Annotated in this window: 18 protein-coding genes; 8 read left to right on the top strand and 10 right to left on the bottom strand. The window is 73.3% G+C overall.

Going from position 1 to position 16,283, the window contains the following annotated elements; all coding sequences use genetic code 11:
- Nucleotides 1–177 precede the first annotated feature (177 nt).
- The 3 genes from HGB44_RS20955 to HGB44_RS20945 form a co-directional block, all read right to left on the bottom strand.
- Nucleotides 178–2,211: a CocE/NonD family hydrolase gene (locus HGB44_RS20955; RefSeq protein ID WP_061082386.1), complete on the bottom strand. Its 2,034-nt coding sequence runs from the start codon at nucleotides 2,209–2,211 to the stop codon at nucleotides 178–180.
- Nucleotides 2,208–3,512 (bottom strand): ATP-grasp domain-containing protein, encoded by a 1,305-nt coding sequence (locus HGB44_RS20950; protein ID WP_061082387.1) that lies wholly within the window; start codon nucleotides 3,510–3,512, stop codon nucleotides 2,208–2,210. Before HGB44_RS20950 ends, HGB44_RS20955 begins: the two co-directional genes overlap by 4 nt.
- Before the next feature lie 200 nt (nucleotides 3,513–3,712).
- Complete coding sequence (locus HGB44_RS20945; protein ID WP_061082388.1) at nucleotides 3,713–4,183, bottom strand: MarR family winged helix-turn-helix transcriptional regulator; 471 nt, start codon at nucleotides 4,181–4,183, stop codon at nucleotides 3,713–3,715.
- A gap of 159 nt (nucleotides 4,184–4,342) precedes the next feature.
- Here HGB44_RS20945 and HGB44_RS20940 point away from each other — a divergent pair, with 159 nt between their 5' ends.
- Nucleotides 4,343–4,717: a cupin domain-containing protein gene (locus HGB44_RS20940; protein WP_061082389.1), complete on the top strand. Its 375-nt coding sequence runs from the start codon at nucleotides 4,343–4,345 to the stop codon at nucleotides 4,715–4,717.
- A gap of 26 nt (nucleotides 4,718–4,743) precedes the next feature.
- Here the strand turns inward: HGB44_RS20940 and HGB44_RS20935 are convergent, their stop codons facing one another.
- Nucleotides 4,744–6,249, bottom strand: coding sequence for a carboxylesterase/lipase family protein (locus tag HGB44_RS20935; protein ID WP_061082390.1), 1,506 nt, complete (start codon nucleotides 6,247–6,249; stop codon nucleotides 4,744–4,746).
- A 199-nt stretch (nucleotides 6,250–6,448) separates the two neighbouring features.
- On the opposite strand from HGB44_RS20935, the gene HGB44_RS20930 reads away from it, so the two are divergent.
- Complete coding sequence (locus HGB44_RS20930; RefSeq protein ID WP_061082391.1) at nucleotides 6,449–7,405, top strand: quinone oxidoreductase family protein; 957 nt, start codon at nucleotides 6,449–6,451, stop codon at nucleotides 7,403–7,405.
- Between the two features lie 166 nt (nucleotides 7,406–7,571).
- Here HGB44_RS20930 and HGB44_RS20925 read toward each other — a convergent pair whose 3' ends face one another.
- A complete protein-coding gene (locus tag HGB44_RS20925) occupies nucleotides 7,572–7,865 on the bottom strand; it encodes a GNAT family N-acetyltransferase (protein WP_061082392.1) in 294 nt (97 codons plus the stop codon).
- 150 nt (nucleotides 7,866–8,015) lie between these two features.
- On the opposite strand from HGB44_RS20925, the gene HGB44_RS20920 reads away from it, so the two are divergent.
- The 4 genes from HGB44_RS20920 to HGB44_RS20905 are packed head-to-tail and all read left to right on the top strand — an operon-like array spanning nucleotide 8,016 to nucleotide 11,787.
- Complete coding sequence (locus HGB44_RS20920; protein ID WP_061082393.1) at nucleotides 8,016–8,771, top strand: SDR family oxidoreductase; 756 nt, start codon at nucleotides 8,016–8,018, stop codon at nucleotides 8,769–8,771.
- 1 nt (nucleotide 8,772) lies between these two features.
- Nucleotides 8,773–9,549, top strand: coding sequence for an SDR family oxidoreductase (locus HGB44_RS20915; RefSeq protein ID WP_061082394.1), 777 nt, complete (start codon nucleotides 8,773–8,775; stop codon nucleotides 9,547–9,549).
- Nucleotides 9,546–10,571, top strand: coding sequence for a phosphotransferase family protein (locus HGB44_RS20910; protein ID WP_061082395.1), 1,026 nt, complete (start codon nucleotides 9,546–9,548; stop codon nucleotides 10,569–10,571). The genes HGB44_RS20915 and HGB44_RS20910 overlap by 4 nt, the downstream gene beginning before the upstream one ends.
- 1 nt (nucleotide 10,572) lies before the next feature.
- Complete coding sequence (locus HGB44_RS20905) at nucleotides 10,573–11,787, top strand: acyl-CoA dehydrogenase family protein (protein ID WP_061082396.1); 1,215 nt, start codon at nucleotides 10,573–10,575, stop codon at nucleotides 11,785–11,787.
- Between the two features lie 89 nt (nucleotides 11,788–11,876).
- On the opposite strand, the gene HGB44_RS20900 is transcribed toward HGB44_RS20905, so the two are convergent.
- The 3 genes from HGB44_RS20900 to HGB44_RS20890 form a co-directional block, all read right to left on the bottom strand.
- Complete coding sequence (locus tag HGB44_RS20900) at nucleotides 11,877–12,491, bottom strand: TetR/AcrR family transcriptional regulator (protein WP_061082397.1); 615 nt, start codon at nucleotides 12,489–12,491, stop codon at nucleotides 11,877–11,879.
- Between the two features lie 98 nt (nucleotides 12,492–12,589).
- Nucleotides 12,590–13,345 (bottom strand): HD domain-containing protein, encoded by a 756-nt coding sequence (locus HGB44_RS32865; protein ID WP_061082398.1) that lies wholly within the window; start codon nucleotides 13,343–13,345, stop codon nucleotides 12,590–12,592.
- Nucleotides 13,346–13,409: 64 nt separating this feature from the next.
- Nucleotides 13,410–13,826, bottom strand: coding sequence for a VOC family protein (locus tag HGB44_RS20890; protein ID WP_061082399.1), 417 nt, complete (start codon nucleotides 13,824–13,826; stop codon nucleotides 13,410–13,412).
- A gap of 83 nt (nucleotides 13,827–13,909) precedes the next feature.
- Here HGB44_RS20890 and HGB44_RS20885 point away from each other — a divergent pair, with 83 nt between their 5' ends.
- Together HGB44_RS20885 and HGB44_RS20880 are read left to right on the top strand one after the other, a co-directional pair.
- A complete protein-coding gene (locus HGB44_RS20885) occupies nucleotides 13,910–14,506 on the top strand; it encodes a TetR/AcrR family transcriptional regulator (protein WP_061082400.1) in 597 nt (198 codons plus the stop codon).
- 100 nt (nucleotides 14,507–14,606) lie between these two features.
- Nucleotides 14,607–15,098: a GbsR/MarR family transcriptional regulator gene (locus tag HGB44_RS20880; RefSeq protein ID WP_061082401.1), complete on the top strand. Its 492-nt coding sequence runs from the start codon at nucleotides 14,607–14,609 to the stop codon at nucleotides 15,096–15,098.
- A gap of 63 nt (nucleotides 15,099–15,161) precedes the next feature.
- Here HGB44_RS20880 and HGB44_RS20875 read toward each other — a convergent pair whose 3' ends face one another.
- Nucleotides 15,162–15,965, bottom strand: a complete 804-nt coding sequence (locus HGB44_RS20875) for an ABC transporter ATP-binding protein (protein ID WP_061082402.1) — start codon at nucleotides 15,963–15,965, stop codon at nucleotides 15,162–15,164.
- A partial coding sequence (locus HGB44_RS20870) for an iron chelate uptake ABC transporter family permease subunit (protein ID WP_168444089.1) occupies nucleotides 15,962–16,283 on the bottom strand: 322 nt, incomplete at its 5' end. The genes HGB44_RS20870 and HGB44_RS20875, both read right to left, overlap by 4 nt.

Raw genomic sequence — 16,283 nt, 5'->3', positions numbered from 1 at the left:
CGGGGCCCGGCGGTGACGCACCGCCGGGCCCCGGTCACCGCCGGGCGGTCCCAGGGGGTCGCACAGCACGGGCCCGTGGGAACAGCGTTCCCGCCGCCCGGTCACGACACGGGCACCGGCCCCTCCTCGGGCGTCCGGCGACGGAGACCGGTCATCCCCGGCCGGTCCCCGCCCGGCTCAGACGCAGTCCCGCGGGATCACCGAGGTGTAGATCTTCGTGGCCACGCGCCTCGTGCCCTCGTAGGCGTCGAGCGTCGCGTGCAGGTGGAAGTCGGTCGCCGTGGACGTGAGCACCGTGTGGGTCCTGGTCCGCACGGACCAGTCGCCGCGTGCGAAACCCATCGTCCACACCGCCTCGCCCCGGACCGAGTCGTGGTCGTCGCCGACCCGGCTGTAGCACTCCTGCGCGCGACGGGTCACCTCCAGGTCGATGTCGTCGAAGCGCACCGTCCCCAGGTCCTTGACCACGTTCAGCGAGGACTCGTAGTTCACGAGGTCCTGGTTCAGGTCCCACCGTTCCTCGCCCGCCTCGATCCGGCTCGTCGTGACGGGAGCGGTGCCCTCGGGTTCGCCGAAGGGCGCCACCTCGCGCCCGTCGCCCCCGCTTTCGGCGGGGCGTACCGGAAGGTGGACGCGGGTGTGCTCGCCCTGGAACACGGAGAGGGTCACCGGTTCGGGAGAGGGCCACACGAGCGGCCAGTAGGAGGTGGAGACCGAGATCCGCACCCGGTGCCCGGCCGGGAAGGCCTGCGCCACACCGTTGAGGGGGACCGAGACGCGGTACCTGCGCCCCGGCACCAGCCTCTGCGGCTTCTCGTGACCGCTGGCGTGGGTGAGGTTCAGCAGCCCGTAGGTCACCCGCGTGGCCTGCCCCTTGGGCGTGACGTCGCTCAGCCGTACCGCGACCATCGCGTCGGGCCGGTCCACGGCGAGTTCGAGTTCGACCACCGCGGAGCCGAGGATCTCCAACCGTTCGGGGAGCGGCACGCTGTCGAAGACGATGGAGCCGCCGTCGTCCTCGCGCTGGTCGTAGGGCAGGTCCGGAGGGGCGTTGTAGGAGCACCACTTGCCCGCGTGCTGTCCCGTGGACAGCGGAGAGGACAGGGTCAGGGCGTCCTCCCTCCTCTCCCGTTCCCCCTCTCCGAGCACCCGGCCGGCCCCCAGCGAGCGTGACTCGAACACGATGTTCGGTGACGGCCACTCCCGCTCACCGACCCAGCGCCCGGGCCGGTCCTCGTAGGCGGTGGAGGGGATCACGCTCTCCTGCATCCAGGCCCGCAGGGCGGGTGCGTCCATCACGTCGTTGTCGACGCCCTTGAGCCAGCGGTCCCACCAGCGCACCATCTCCTGGAGGAAGCCGATGGCGGGGCCGGGCTGGCCCAGGTGCGGGTACTTGTGCGACCAGGGGCCCAGCAGCCCGAGGCAGGGAACCCCCAGACCCGCCAGCAACCGGAAGACCGAGTTGGAGTAGCCGTCCGCCCAGCCGCTGACGGCCATGACGGGCACCTGGATCGCGCCCAGGTCCTCGATCACCGAACCGTGCCTCCAGTACGCGTCCCGGTGCTGGTGGCGCAGCCAGGTGTCGAGCCACAGGCCGCTGCGCTCCAGCCGCTCGTGCCACATGTCGCGCCAGCGTTCACCGACCAGGGCCGGATCGGGCGGGCAGGAGTTGTAGGCGAACATCGTGGAGGCCCAGGACAGGTTGTCCCCCAGCAGGCACCCGCCCATGTAGTGCACGTCGTCGGAGTAGCGGTCGTCGGTGGAGCAGGCCGTCACGATCGCCCGCAGGCTCTGCGGCCGCCGCGCGGCGACCTGGAGGGCGTTGAACCCGCCCCAGGAGATGCCCATCATGCCGGTGCGGCCGTCGCACCAGGGCTGGTCGGCGAGCCAGGCGAGCACCTCCTCGGCGTCCACGAGCTCGCGTTCCAGGTACTCGTCGGTGAGCACCCCCTCGGAGTCGCCGCTGCCGCGCAGGTCCACGCGGACGCACGCGTACCCGTGCCCGGCCATGTAGGGGTGGTGCACCGAGTCGCGCTGCGCGGTCAGGTCGCGCCTGCGGTACGGGATGAACTCCAGGACCGCCGGCACCGGGGCCCCCTCGCTCCCCACCGGACGCCAGATCCGCGCGGCGAGCCGGACCCCGTCACTGATCGGGATCAGGACGTACTCGTCCTCGAGGATCTCGTGGGGCAGGTCACTGACGGTCCTCATCGCCAAATCCCCTCGTGTCGGTCCTCGTCGTCGGTGTCACGGATCGTGAAGGGCAGCTCCGCCACGCAGGCCCGGTACCTGCGCTCGCACTCCGCTCTGTCCCCGGCGCCCACGAACACGTGGGCCAGCTCGAAGCTGTAGCTGTCCTGGAGGGGCAGGTCGGAGAGCCACTGGCCCTGGCGCGCGACGATCTCCACCTTCGTCCCCGGCGCCGTCTTCTCCGCGCGCGCGACGTCCTCGGCGGTGGGCACCGCCGCGACGAAGCCGTCGCGGAAACGGCGTATGAACCACTTGGCGGCCACCGCGTACCGCCCGTCGCGTTCCAGCTCGGGCTCCTCCCCCAGCGCGACCCTCAGGCAGATCTCGTGGTTGGACACCCCCCGCACGAGCTCGAACAGCCTGGCGTGCGACTGGGAGTGGCGCGGATTGATCTCCAGGAGCCGGAGGTCGCCGCTCCGCGGGTCGTGGAAGTACTCGATGTTGAAGGTGACGTCGTCCAGGCCGATCCGGGAGACCACGCGCTCGGACAGCTCGGTCAGGCGGGCGCCGACCTCTTCGGACACCGTGGACGGGTACTCGTAGCGCAGGAAGCTCGACGTGCCCGGATAGCGGTGGGAGTCGACGATCCCGTAGACGTGGGGAACGCCCCGGCGGACGTAGCCCTCGACGGTGAGCTGGTCGCCCGTGGCCTCCTCCTCGGCCAGCGCGGCCGTACCGCCGCACCCGGCGACCTCCGGGGGCAGTCTCAGCAGGTCCATCACCCACTGGAAGGGCGTGCCGAAGCGCCCGGCGCCCGCCCTGATCCGGTCCATCGCCGCACGGAACTCGGCGTCGTCGGCGGCCCGGAAGGCCAGTTCGGAGGAGCAGGACTTCACCGGCTTGACCCACAGCGGGTAGGACAGCCCCTCCGGTTTGACCGTGGCGTCGAGGCCGACCTCGGCGAACCGGGGAACGGCCTCGGGGATGACGGCGCGCTGCTCCAGACGGCTCCAGTACTTGTGCTCGCACCGGACGACGGCTTCCAGGGGCGCGCACGACAGCCCCCGGTCCCGGCACAGCAGCGGCACCAGCGAGCTGACCGGGAAGTCCCAGAACCCGATGACCGCGTCGACCCCCGCCTCGAAGGAGTCCAGCCTCCCGGCGGCCAGGGCCAGGACCGCGGGCAGGTCTACCGGCCGGTCCTGGCCGATCTCGTCGAGGTCGAGCAGTTGGAGGAAGCGGTAGCCGCGTTCGGCGGGCAGCGAGCGCAGGACCTCCCGGTTCTGGTCGTCGAGCCCCAGGACGAAGACGTTCGTGGTCATCGGGCACCTCCGGCGGGGTGGTGCCAGCCGGCGGCCACGCCCCCGCACCGCGGACCCGATGCGCCCCGGCCACCGGCGCCACCCACTCCTACCTGTGAGAATGCCCCTCTCCTCCCCAGGTCCCGGTCAGACGGCGGGGGGTTTTGCGAACCTTTACCGGCTACGGGTCAAATCGGGGCGGCGCCGCCCCGCCCTCCGCCTCACCAGACGGGACGCAGCGGAGGCAGCTCCTCCCCCGCCAGCCCCCGGACGAGTTCGGCGAGCTCGCCGCGCAGGTGGGCGAGCCCACCCGTACCGAGGCGCTCGCCGACCCTCTCCTCCAACGCGTGCAGGACCCGGCCCGCGACGGCGAGGTGCTCGTGGGCCCGGTCGGTGAGGACGACCAGGCGGCGCCGCCCGCCCTCGGCGTGCTCCACGCGCCGCACGTACCCGCGCTCCTCCAGGTAGGCGACGATCTGCCCGGCCGCCTGCTTGGTGACGCCCAGGCGTTCGGCCAGCTCGGTGCTGGTCGCGCCGCCGTGCCGGAGCACCTGGAACGCGAATCCGTGGACCGGCCGCAGTTCCTGGTAGCCCGCGGCGCCGACTCCGCGCACGAACTCGCCCAGCACCAGTTGGAAGGCCATGCCCAGGAGGAAGGTCAGCTCGGCGCGCTCCAGGGGATCGTCGTTCATGACCCCATCTTGACACACCTGAGTAAACCAGCTTTACTCGCTGAGTAAAGGAGCTTTACTCACAAGGCGCCGCCAGACGCGCGCCGGCTCTCCCCCGCGCCCCGGGCGCGCGGACCCGACGGTCGACCCGCTCCACCCGCACGAGAAGGACAGGAACGCATGAGGATCATCGACGAGACCGAAGCCCGCACCACCACGACACCCGCCGGGACCATGTCGGCCCTGGCCGGACCCAGCCAGGGCAGCCGGCAGCTGAGCACCTGGCGGGTGCGCATGGATCCCGGATCGGCCTCCCCCGAGCACGTGATCGACCGAGACCAGGTGTGGATGCCCGTCTCCGGGCGGTTCGAGGTCAGCGTCGACGGACGGAACGCGTCCGTGACCTCCGGCCAGGCCGCCCACATCCCCGCAGGGGCGCTCCGCAGGGTGCGCACCACCGACGAACCCGGCGAGGCGCTGGTGTGCATGGTGCCCGAGGGACGGGCGACCGTCGTGGGCCAGGAGCGGTCCGTTCCCCTGCCCTGGGCCGAGTGACGCCCTGCCGCCCCCGGAGGGCCCGCCTACCGGGGAGCCAGGGCCACCCCGGCCCACAGCCCGCGCACCGGCGAGGGGTCACTGGCGTGCAGCAGGTCGTCGGTGTCCCACACCTTGACCGCGGTGGCCTCGGCCGTCACCGCGGGCCAGCCCGGGTCCCCCGTGGCGGCGAAGTCGCGCCAGGCCGCGACCATCCGCCCCGACAGCGCCCGGTGGGCCTCGGTGGGCTCGCCGCCGAGCAGGAACCGCCCGAAGTCGGTGTCCAGGTTGCCGAACGCGAACGGCAGGTCGAAGGCGTGGCAGGCCCCCAGGCGCCCCTCCATGGCGGGGCTCTCCGCGGTCAGCCTGAAGAAGTGGGCGCGGCCCCCGGCCGCGGCGTGCGCCTCGGCGAAGCGCACCGTGTACTCGCAGAACAGCGCGTCGCCCTGGATCGCGGCGAACAGCTCGCGCAGCGTGGCCCCGGGGTGCACGGACCGGTAGGCGGCCACCGCGCCCTCCCCCAGCCCCAGACGGGAGGCGGTCACCGCCAGGGAGGACTCGTCGTCGATCTCCACGCTCTGCCCCAGCTCGGTGAACAGCCGGTACTCGTGGGCGTTGTGGCCGACCAGCAGGTCCACCCCCGAGGCGGCGCCGCGCGCGACCGCCTCCAGCGGGGCCTCGGGCAGTTCGGGCCCGCCGACCACGGGCGCGAAGCAGGTGAAGGGCCTGGTGCGCACGCCCCCCGAACCTCTGGCCGGGGCGGAGGCGAGCACCGCGTCGGTGGCCTCCAGCAGCTTCTCCGGCGCCAGCGCCGCCAGGGCGTCGGCCTCCGGCGGCACACCCGCGGCCGCGGCGATCCGCTCCGAGACCAGCCGCGCGGTGCCCACGGTGAGCATGTCCCCCGGAACGCTGTGCGCGATCGCGCGCCGGAAGAGCCCGCTGGCCCGCGGAGAGGCCATCAGGCACGCGACCGATCCGGCACCGGCGGACTCCCCCGCCACCGTCACGTTGTCGGGGTCTCCCCCGAAGGCGGAGACGTTCTCCCGCACCCACCGCAGGGCGGCGGCCTGGTCGAGCAGGCCGCGGTTGTCGGGGCGTCCGGGTACGTGGCCGAAACCCTCGAAGCCCAGCCGGTAGTTGACCCCCACCACGACCAGGCCGCTCTCGGCGAGCCGGGTGCCGTCGTAGGTGACCTCGGAGGCCGCTCCGACGATGTAGGCGCCCCCGTGGATCCACACGAGCACGGGGGCGCGGTCGCCCTCGCGGGCGGCGGTCCACACGTTGAGCGACAGGCAGTCCAGGGAGGTCCGCGGGGTCCAGGGCGCCGCGCCCAGGATCTGGTTTCCCTGCGGGGGCGGCGGGCCGAAGGAGGTGCAGTCGCGGACGCCGTCCCAGGGGGCCGGGGGCGCGGGGGCGGCGAAGCGCTCTTCCCGGAAGGGCGCGGCGGCGTAGGGCACGCCCCGGTAGACGGCGACCCCGCCGCTCTCGGAGCGCGGCGAGGCGGTGCCCCGGACCCGTCCGGCTGCTGTCGTCACTGTGTACTCGGCGTCCACGTGCGTCCTCCCCATCGGTGCGCGGCACCCCACACCTAACAACGTTAGGCAGACGGGCGCAAGACCCCGGTGGCGGCCGCACGACGGCACCCCCGCCCGCGACACCCGCCCGAACAGCCGGGACAACGCGGACACCGGAGCCCAACCGACCGGTAACATACCATCTGGTCGGTATGAACAGACGAAGGAGAGGTCGCCCATGCGCGCCATCCAGATCACCGAGTTCGGCGGACCCGAGGTCCTGAACCTCACCGAACTGCCCGATCCCGAGGCGGGGCCCGGCGAGGTCCTCGTCGGCGTCACCCGCGCCGGGGTCAACTTCGCCGACACCCACCAGGCCGAGAACAGCTACCTGGCCCCCGCCACGCTTCCGCTGGTCCCGGGCATGGAGATCGCCGGACGCACGCCCGACGGCCGCCGCGTGGTCGCCCTGACCACCAGCGGCGGCTACGCCGAGAAGGCCACCGCCGCCTCCGGCATGGCCTTCGACATCCCCGACGGGGTCTCGGACGAGGACGCGCTCGCCCTGATCGTGCAGGGCGCCACCGCCTGGGTGCTGCTGCGCAGGTCCGTGCGGATGGACCCGGGAGAGTCGGTCGTGGTGCACGCGGCGGCCGGCGGCGTGGGCACGCTCGCCGTCCAACTGGCCAAGCGGTTCGGCGCCGGACGGGTCGTCGCGGTGGCCAGCAGCGAGGACAAGCGCGCGCTGGCCACCGAACTGGGCGCGGACGCCGTCGTGGACTCCGCCGCTCCCGACATGACCGAGGCGCTGATCGAGGCCAACGGCGGTCGGCGCGTGGACGCCGTCCTGGACATGGTGGGCGGCCGGGTCACCGACCAGAGTGTGCGGGCGCTGGCCCCGTTCGGGCGCCTGGCCTTCTACGGAATGGCCTCGCGTGAGCTGCCCGGCCCGGTGCAGCCCGCCAACCTCATGCGCTTCTCCACCAGCGTGAGCGGCATGTGGCTGCCGCACGTGTGGACGCTGCCGGGCGACGTGATGAGCCGGGCGATGGCCGAGCTGTTCACCCTGGTGGCCGAGGGACACCTGAGGCCCGTCCTGGGCGGCGCCTATCCCCTGGGGGAGGCCGCGCGGGCGCACGAGGCGCTGCGCTCCCGGGGAACCATCGGCAAACTCACCCTCGACACCACTGTGTAGAGAAGCGCCATCTTTACCTTGTAGATCACTAAATGTCCGACGTGTCGGATTCAAGCGGTCCCCATGCGGACCGGCGCGGCGCCCACCGCGCCCCCGCCGGTCCGCCACGGCAGGCGCCGCGGCCTCTCCGCGAGACCCCCCCGGGGGGAGCTCCGCGCGGGCGGCCCTACTCGCCGGAGGCGCGGTAGACCAGGTCGGCGTAGTCGGGGTGGCGCTGGATCCACCCCTTGACGAAGGGGCACAGGGGCAGCACCGCCAGGCCCCGCGGACGCACGTCGTCCAGGGCCTCCCTGACCAGAGTTCCGCCCAGGCCGCGCCCCTCGTAGGCGGGGTCGATCTCGGTGTGGGTGAAGGTCACCAGCTCGTCGGTGAGGATGTACTCGGCGAATCCGGCCACCTCCCCCTCGTCCCTGATCTCGTAGCGTTTCCGTTCCCGTACGTCGACCACTTCGGTCGTCATGGAAGCCCTCACTTTCCGGTCCGCGGGGGGACGTCGTCGGCCCGCGACGCCATTGTCGCGCCTCGGCGCCCCCTTCGCCCCTTGCGGCACGCGCCTCCCCCGACATAGAGTCGCCATGGCATACCGACCAGTCGGTCTAAGGAGAACGGAATGACATCCCGGTTCGGCGGGCGGACCGCCATCGTCACCGGTGCGAGCCGGGGCATCGGCCTGGCCATCGCCCAGCGGCTCGTCGACGAGGGCGCGCGCGTGTGCGTCACGGCGCGCAAGCCCGAGCCCCTTGAGGAGGCCGTCAAGGCCCTGGGCGGACCCGAGCACGCCATCGGGGTTCCCGGCCGGGCCGACGACCCCGAGCACCAGGACGCGGCCGTGGCCGCCACCCTGGAGGCCTTCGGCAGCGTCGACATGTTCGTCAACAACACCGGCATCAACCCGGTCTACGGGCGGATGGTCGACCTCGACCTGGACGCGGCCCGCAAGATCTTCGAGGTCAACGTGCTGTCCGCGATCTCGTGGACGCAGAAGGCCTACCACGCCTGGATGGCCGAGCACGGCGGCGCCGTCGTCAACGTCTCCTCCGTGGCCGGGACCAAGCCCGCCCCCGGCATCGGCTTCTACGGCGCCACCAAGGCGACGCTCATCCACGTCACCGAGGAACTGGCCGTCGAGCTGGGCCCGGGGGTCCGCGTGAACGGCGTCGCCCCGGCCGTGGTCAAGACCAGGTTCGCCGCCGCCCTCTACGAGGGCCGCGAGGAGAAGGTCGCCGCCCAGTACCCCCTGGGACGCCTGGGCGAACCCGGCGACGTGGCGGGCGCGGTGGCCTTCCTGCTCTCCGACGACGCCTCCTGGATCACCGGCCGCACCCTCGTCCTCGACGGCGGCGTGACCCTCACCGGAGGTGTGTGACATGGAGCTGAACGACACCGGAGCCGTGGTCACCGGCGCGGGCAACGGCATCGGCGCCGCGATCGCGCGCAGGCTCGCCGGAGCCGGGGCGCGCGTGGTGGTCAACGACCTGGACGCGGGCGCGGCCGAGGCCGTGGCCGCCGAGATCGGCGGGGTGGCCGTCCCCGGCGACGCCGCCGGCGAGGCGGGCGTCACCGCGCTCGTGGCCGAGGCCGGCGCGCACCTGGGCGGCATCGACCTGTACGTGGCCAACGCGGGCGTGGGCGTGGGCGGCGGTCCCGAGGCCCCCGAGGCCGACTGGGACCTGGCCTGGCAGGTCAACGTGATGGCCCACGTGCGCGCCGCCCGCGAGCTGCTGCCCGGCTGGCTGGAGCGCGGGCAGGGCCGCTTCCTGACCACCGTGTCGGCGGCGGGCCTGCTCACGATGCTGGGCAGCGCGCCGTACTCGGTGACCAAGCACGCCGCGCTGGCCTTCGGCGAGTGGATGTCGGCCACCTACGGCGACCGCGGGATCACCGTGCAGTGCGTGTGCCCGATGGGCGTGCGCACCAACCTGCTGGAGAGCAGCGGCGACACCGGCAGGGCCATCCTGTCCCCGGAGGCGATCACCCCCGAGGAGGTCGCCGACGCGGTGATGGTCGGCCTCGCCGACGGGCGCTTCCTGATCCTGCCGCACCCCCAGGTCGCCGACCACTACGCGGCCCGGGCCGACGACACCGACCGCTGGCTCTCGGGGATGCGCCGTCTCCAGGCCAGGGTCTTCGAGGGGCAGGCGTGAACGGCGAGCACACGGACGAGCTCCCGGGCCTGGACCTCACCAGCCTGCGCGCCCACCTGGACGCGGCCGCGCCCGGCCTGGTCGCGGGCCCGCTGGAGGGCCGGGTGGTCGCGGGCGGCAAGTCCAACCTGACCTACGTGGTCACCGACGGCACCGGCAGCTGGGTGGTGCGCCGCCCGCCGCTGGGCCACGTGCTGGCCACCGCGCACGACATGCCCCGTGAGTACCGGGTGATGAGCGCGCTGCGCGACACCGCCGTGCCCGTACCCCGCACACACGTGCTGTGCGAGGACACCGGGGTGCTGGGCGCGCCGTTCTACGTCATGGAGCACGTGGCGGGCACCCCCTTCCGCACCCGCGACGAGATCGCCCCGCTGGGCGCCGGGGCCGTCCGCGGCGTCGCCGAGGCGCTGATCGCCACCCTGGGCGAGCTGCACGCGGTGGCGCCCGAGGAGGTGGGGCTGGGCGACTTCGGCCGCCCGCAGGGGTTCCTGGAGCGCCAGGTGCGCCGCTGGGGCAAGCAGCTGGAGGCCTCCCGCAACCGGGACATCCCCGGCATCGACGAGCTGCACGGGAGGCTCGCCGCGACACTGCCCGAGCAGTCGGCGCCCGCGATCGTGCACGGCGACTACCGCCTGGACAACGTGCTGGTCACCTCCGAGGGCCGCATCAACGCGGTCCTGGACTGGGAGATGGCCACGCTCGGCGACCCGCTCGTGGACCTGGGCCTGATGCTCGTCTACCAGGCGCAGCCCGTGGGCGTGGGCGCCGCGCCCGCCACCTCCGCCGAGGGCTACCCCTCCCCCGAGGAGCTGGTGGGCATGTACGCCGCCGCGACCGGCCGCGACGTGTCCCGGCTGGGCTGGTACGTGGCCCTGGGCTGCTTCAAGCTCGCGGTGATCGCCGAGGGCATCCACTTCCGCCACAGCCAGGGGCTGACCGTCGGGTCGGGCTTCGACCGGGTCGGCGAGATGGTCGCCCCCCTGGTCGCGCGCGCACACACCATGCTCAAGGAGGACTGATATGGACTTCGCCCACGACGAGGAGACCGAGGAGCTGCGCGAGCGGCTGCTCGCCTTCATGGACGAGCGCGTCTACCCGGCCGAGGCGGTGCTGGCGGAGCAGCTGGCCGCGCGCGGGGACCACTGGTCGACCGCGCCGGTGGTGCGCGAACTCCAGGCCGAGGCGCGCGAGCGCGGGCTGTGGAACCTGTTCCTGGCGGGCCACCCCGAGCACGGCGGCCTGCCCAACCTGCGGTACGCGCCGCTGGCGGAGATCACCGGGCGCAGTCCGCGTCTGGCCCCGATCGCGCTCAACTGCGCCGCACCCGACACCGGGAACATGGAGGTGCTGACGATGTTCGGCACCCCGGAGCAGCGCGAGCGTTGGTTGGAGCCCCTGCTCGACGCCCGGATCCGGTCGGCGTTCGCGATGACCGAGCCCGCGGTGGCCTCCTCCGACGCCACCAACATCACCACCAGCATCGTCCGCGACGGTGACGAGTACGTGGTCAACGGGCACAAGTGGTACATCACCGGGGCCCTCAACCCCGAGTGCGCCGTGTTCATCGTGATGGGCAAGACCGACCCCGACGCCGAGCGGCACAAGCAGCAGAGCATGGTGCTGGTGCCACGCGACACCCCCGGGCTGACGGTCAGGCGGGGCATGACGGTGTACGGCTACGACGACAGCGACCACGGCGGCCACGCCGAGGTGGTGTTCGAGGACGTGCGGGTGCCCGTCTCGAACCTCGTCGGCGACGAGGGCGAGGGGTTCGCCATCGCCCAGGCCCGGCTGGGGCCGGGCCGCATCCACCACTGCATGCGCGGCATCGGCATGGCCGAGCGGGCCCTGGAGCTCACCTGCCGCCGGGTGCTGGACCGCGTGGCCTTCGGGCGGCCGCTGGCCGACCAGGGCGTGGTCCGCGAGTGGATCGCCGAGGCGCGCGTGGCCATCGAGCAGCTGCGGCTGCTGGTGCTCAAGACCGCCTACCTGATGGACACGGTGGGCAACAGGGGCGCGCACACCGAGATCCAGGCGATCAAGATCGCCACCCCGCGCACGGTGGAGTGGATCCTGGACAAGGCGATCCAGGCGCACGGCGCGGCCGGAGTCAGCCAGGACCTGCCCCTGGCCGGATGGCTGGCCGGGGTGCGGTCGCTGCGGCTGGCCGACGGGCCCGACGAGGTGCACCTGCGCTCGCTGGGCCGCGCGGAGCTGCGCAAGTACCGCCGGTAACGCCTCTCTCCGGGGCTCCGCACCGGGAGCGTGCGAGGGGGCCGGACGCGGGCTACGCGTCCGGCCCCCTCGCGGTCGGGTCACCGCACTCAGGCCCCGGGGCGCAGCCCCGCCACGAGCAGGTCGGCGAAGTGGCGCCCCACGTCCTCGCCGCTGAGCGCTCCGCCCGGGTGGTACCAGGTGCTCAGGTGGTGCACCGAGCCGAAGAAGTAGTTCACCACCAGGTCGGCGGAGACGTCGGTGCGGAAGACCCCCTCGTCCTGCCCCTGGGCGACCATGTCCCGGAAGATCTCGTGGTAGCGGCGGCGCTCGGCGCGCACGGCGCGCTGCTTGTCCTCGCTCAGCTGGTGCATGGAGCGGAAGAAGATGACGGTGTCGTCGAGGTTGGCGACGCTGGTGACGATGACGTCGGCCGCGGCGGCGTGCACGCGGTCGGCCACCGGCTCGTCCCGGGAGGCGATCCGCACCAGGTGTTCGGTCTGCATGCGCAGCACGCGCGCGTAGACCTCGTAGAGCAGGTCGTCCTTGGAGCCGAAGTAGTGGTACATGGCGCCCTTGGTGACGCCCGCAGCGGCCACGACCTCCTGCACGGAGGTGCCCTCGTAGCCGTTGGAGGCGAACAGGCGCGTCGCCGCCCCCAGGAGGCGCTCGGGCACCGACCTGGTCGGTGTGTCGGCCTCGGCCGTCTGCTGTCCTCGCGCCATGTGCTGCCCCACCTCGTGCCCCGTCAGTCCCGGAAATACCGGCTGGGACAGCATACCGACCGGCTGGTACCCGACGCCACGCACACGCGTGCCACTGGTCACACCACTCGCAGGTCGACCTTGCGCCCCTCGGGGTCGGTGAGCACGCGGCGGCCCGGTTCCAGGGGCGGGACGGCGCGGTGCCCGTGCACGGTGAACCCGAGGCGCACCGCGCCCGTGGAGCGCTCGGCGGCGGCCGGGTAGATCTCGACGACCATGCCGTCGGCCAGCTCGGCCGCGTGGTGCTCGGGCCCCGAACCGTGCCGCTCGCGGACGAAGCGCAGACCGAGCCCGGCGTAGAAGGCGCGGCACTCCTCGACGCGGTCGGTGTAGAGGACCAGGAGCGTGGCGCGCGGGAGCGCCGTCCCGGAGAGCTGGTCCTCCTCCGTGCCCTCCTCCAGGATCCGCCGGGCGCGGGCGTACTTGGCGCGCAGCCTCCGCGCCTGCTCGGCGGGCAGCAGGCCCAGGCGGCGCTCGTCGGAGTTGTGGGCGTTGTCGGCGAGCTTGACCAGTCTGCCCAGCGGGTCGGCGGCGGCGCGGCGCACCATCTCCTCGTAGGGCTCGCCCGCGCGCCGGGTCACCGACTCCACCGCGCGCACGACCTCCTCCGGACAGCCCCTGGCGCGCAGGTCGTCGGCGGTGAGCGGGGTGTCCTCCAGCACGTCGTGCAGCACCCCGGCCGCCTGGGCGCGTTCCCCGTGCCCGGCGAGCAGGTCGCGCACCGCGAACACGTGCTCGGCGTAGGGCCGGCCGGCCCGGTCGACCTGCCCGGCGTGGGCCTCCTCCGCCAGGCACGAGGCCTGTTCCAGCGTCATCGCCACAGCCTTCGCCCCTCCTCTGTCACGCCGACCGTACCGGGCGCGCGGGGCGGGGCGGCCCTCAGCCCCGCACGAAGTTGTCCCCGTACTCCTCCGAGGGCGCGACGGGTGTGATGACGTCGACCAGGACCCCGCCGGGGTCGGCGACGATGAAGTGCCGCTGGCCGAAGTCCTCGGTGCGGATCCCCAGCTCGGGACGCAGGCCGCCGCGCACCACCAGGCGCTCCCACTCGGCGTCCACGTCCTCCACCTCGAAGTTGAGCAGCAGACCCTGGACGGGCCTGCGGTAGCCCTCGGGCACGGTGGGGTGCCCGGGGTCGAGCAGGGCCAGCTCGTACTCGGGCGGGCCGGGCCTGCGCAGACTCACGTACCAGTCGGCGGCGAAGGTCTCCTCGAAGCCGAACAGGCCGACGTAGAAGTCCCGGGACTCGGCCAGCCGGGGCGTCCCGACCACCGGGTAGAAGCTGTTGAGCCGCATGGCCCCACCTTTCACGTACCTTCGGTATGTGAAGGTACGCTATTGGCATACCTTCGGTATGTCAACAAGGAGGGGGTCCGGACATGGCCGCGGAACCGGGAAGCCGCGCCCGGCAGCGGGAGCGCACCAGGCGGGTCCTGCTGCGCGAGGCCCGCAGGCTGTTCACCGCGTACGGGTACGGCGGGGTGGGGCTGGCCCGGATCGTGGCGGACTCCGCGGTCACCAAGGGCGCCCTGTACCACCACTTCGAGGGCAAGCCGGACCTGTTCCGCGCGGTCCTGGAGGAGGTGCAGTCCGAGGTCGGCGACGCCGTGGCGCGGGCGGCGGACGCGCACCCCGACCCGTGGGACCGGCTGACCTCCGGGTGCCGGGCCTTCCTCACCGCCAGCACAGCGCCGGACGTGCGACGGATCATGCTGGTGGACGGGCCCGCCGTCCTGGGCTGGAGCGCCTGGCGCGCCCTGGACGAGGCCGCGTCGGCCCGTCACTTGGCCGAGGCGCTCTCCGCGCTGGTCGAGGCGGGCGTCCTGGAGCCGCGGCCGGTCGCGCCCGTGGCCCACCTGCTCTCGGGGGCGATGAACGAGGCCGCGCTGTGGCTGGCCGACAGCGACGACCCCGGGGACCTGGAGCAGGTGTGGGCGGCGCTGTCGCGCATGCTGGAGTCCCTGCGCCGCACCTGAACCGCGAACGCCCCGCCCGGCGCCGGGCGGGGCGGAGGGGTGCGGTCCAAGCCCTCGGGCGGGCCCGGAACGCCCCGTCTCAGGCGCTATCGTGGCCCCCATGGCGGAGAGCGCGCAGACGGACGAGGACACGCAGTTCCGCGACGACTTCGTCGGGCGCTTCTCCGAGTACTGGCAGTCGCAGGGCCGCCCCCGCGCCGAGGGCCGCATCGTGGGCTACCTGCTCGTCGCCGACCGCGAGGCCGTGAGCGCCGAGGAGATCGCCGACGGCGCCCGGGTCAGCCGGGGTTCGGTGTCGCAGTCGGTGCGCCGCCTGCGCGAGATGGGCTTCGTGGAACTGGTCGCCTCCCCCGGGCGCCGCTCGCGGCTGGTCGCCATGGACGAGGACGTCTGGGGCGGGTTCCTGCGCAACGAGCGCTCCTACCTGCGGCGGCAGAGGGAGCTCGCGGCATCGGCCCTGGAGCGCCTGCCCGGCCTGAGCCCGCCCGCGCGCACCCGGCTGCGCAACATGCACGACTACATGACCTGGCTGGACGACTACCACGACACCCTGCTCTCCTCCTGGGAGGAGTACAAGGCCCGGCGGGGTTGAGGGGGCGGGCCCGCCCGTCGCCCGCCACCGCCCGGGAGCCGCTTCGCGGAGGGCGGGACACCCTCAACCGACGCCTCCGGCGCGGCACCCCCTCTCGTGCGGGATGACCAGCGGTGTGCGGGTGCGCGGGTCGGGCACCACGTCGCAGGGCAGCCCGAACACCTCCTCCACCAGACGGGCGGTCACGACCTCCTCCGGAGGGCCGTCGGCGACCACCCTGCCCGACTCCATCAGCACCAGGCGGGTGGCGAACCGGGCGGCCTGGGCCAGGTCGTGCAGGACCGCGACCACCGTGCGCCCCCGGCGGTGCAGGTCGGCGAACAGCTCCATCAGGTCGTACTGGTGGGCGATGTCCAGGTAGGTGGTGGGCTCGTCCAGCAGGAGGACACCGGTGTCCTGCGCCAGGACCATCGCCACCCAGGCGCGCTGGCGCTGGCCGCCCGAGAGCGAGCCCACCTGGGTGTCGGCCAGGTCGGCCAGCCCGGTCATCTCCAGCGCGCGCCCGATCGCCGTCTCGTCCTGGGGGCTCCACTGGCGCACCAGCGTGTGATGCGGGAAGCGGCCCCGGGCGGCCAGGGCCCGCACGGTGATGCCCTCGGGGGCGGTCGGGCTCTGCGGCAGCAGCGCCATCTGGCGCGCGACCGCCTTGGCCCGCTGGCCCCGCACGTCCCTGCCGTGCAGCAGCACCCGCCCCGAGATCGGCCTGTTCACCCGCCCCAGGGCCTTGAGCAGCGTGGACTTGCCGCAGCCGTTGGGGCCGACGATGACGGTGAACTCGCCCTCGGCCACCCCCAGGTCGAGGTCGCGCACGACCGGTTCGGCCCCGTACCCCAGGGTCAGGCCCTCCGCGGACAGCACCAGACTCACAGCACACCCTTTCGCCATTCACGAACCAGCAGATAGCCCAGGTAGACGCCGCCGATCCCCATGGTGAAGACGCCGACCGGCAGCCCGTCGCCGACCGGGGACTGCTGGACGGCCAGGTCCGCCGTCACCAGCAGCAGGGCCCCGACCAGGGCCGACAGCACCATGTTGGGTCCCGGCGCGGCGGAGAGCCGACGCGCTATCTGCGGCGCGGTCAGGGACACGAAAGCGATCGGACCGGCCACGCTCACCGCGGCCGCGGACAGCACCACCGACAGGCAGACGGCGGCGGTGCGGGTGGGGGCGGCCCGCGCGCCTAGG

This window comes from Nocardiopsis alborubida, from assembly GCF_012396365.1.
Lineage (GTDB): Bacteria > Actinomycetota > Actinomycetes > Streptosporangiales > Streptosporangiaceae > Nocardiopsis > Nocardiopsis alborubida.
This window is presented reverse-complemented; position numbering and strand designations above follow the sequence as displayed.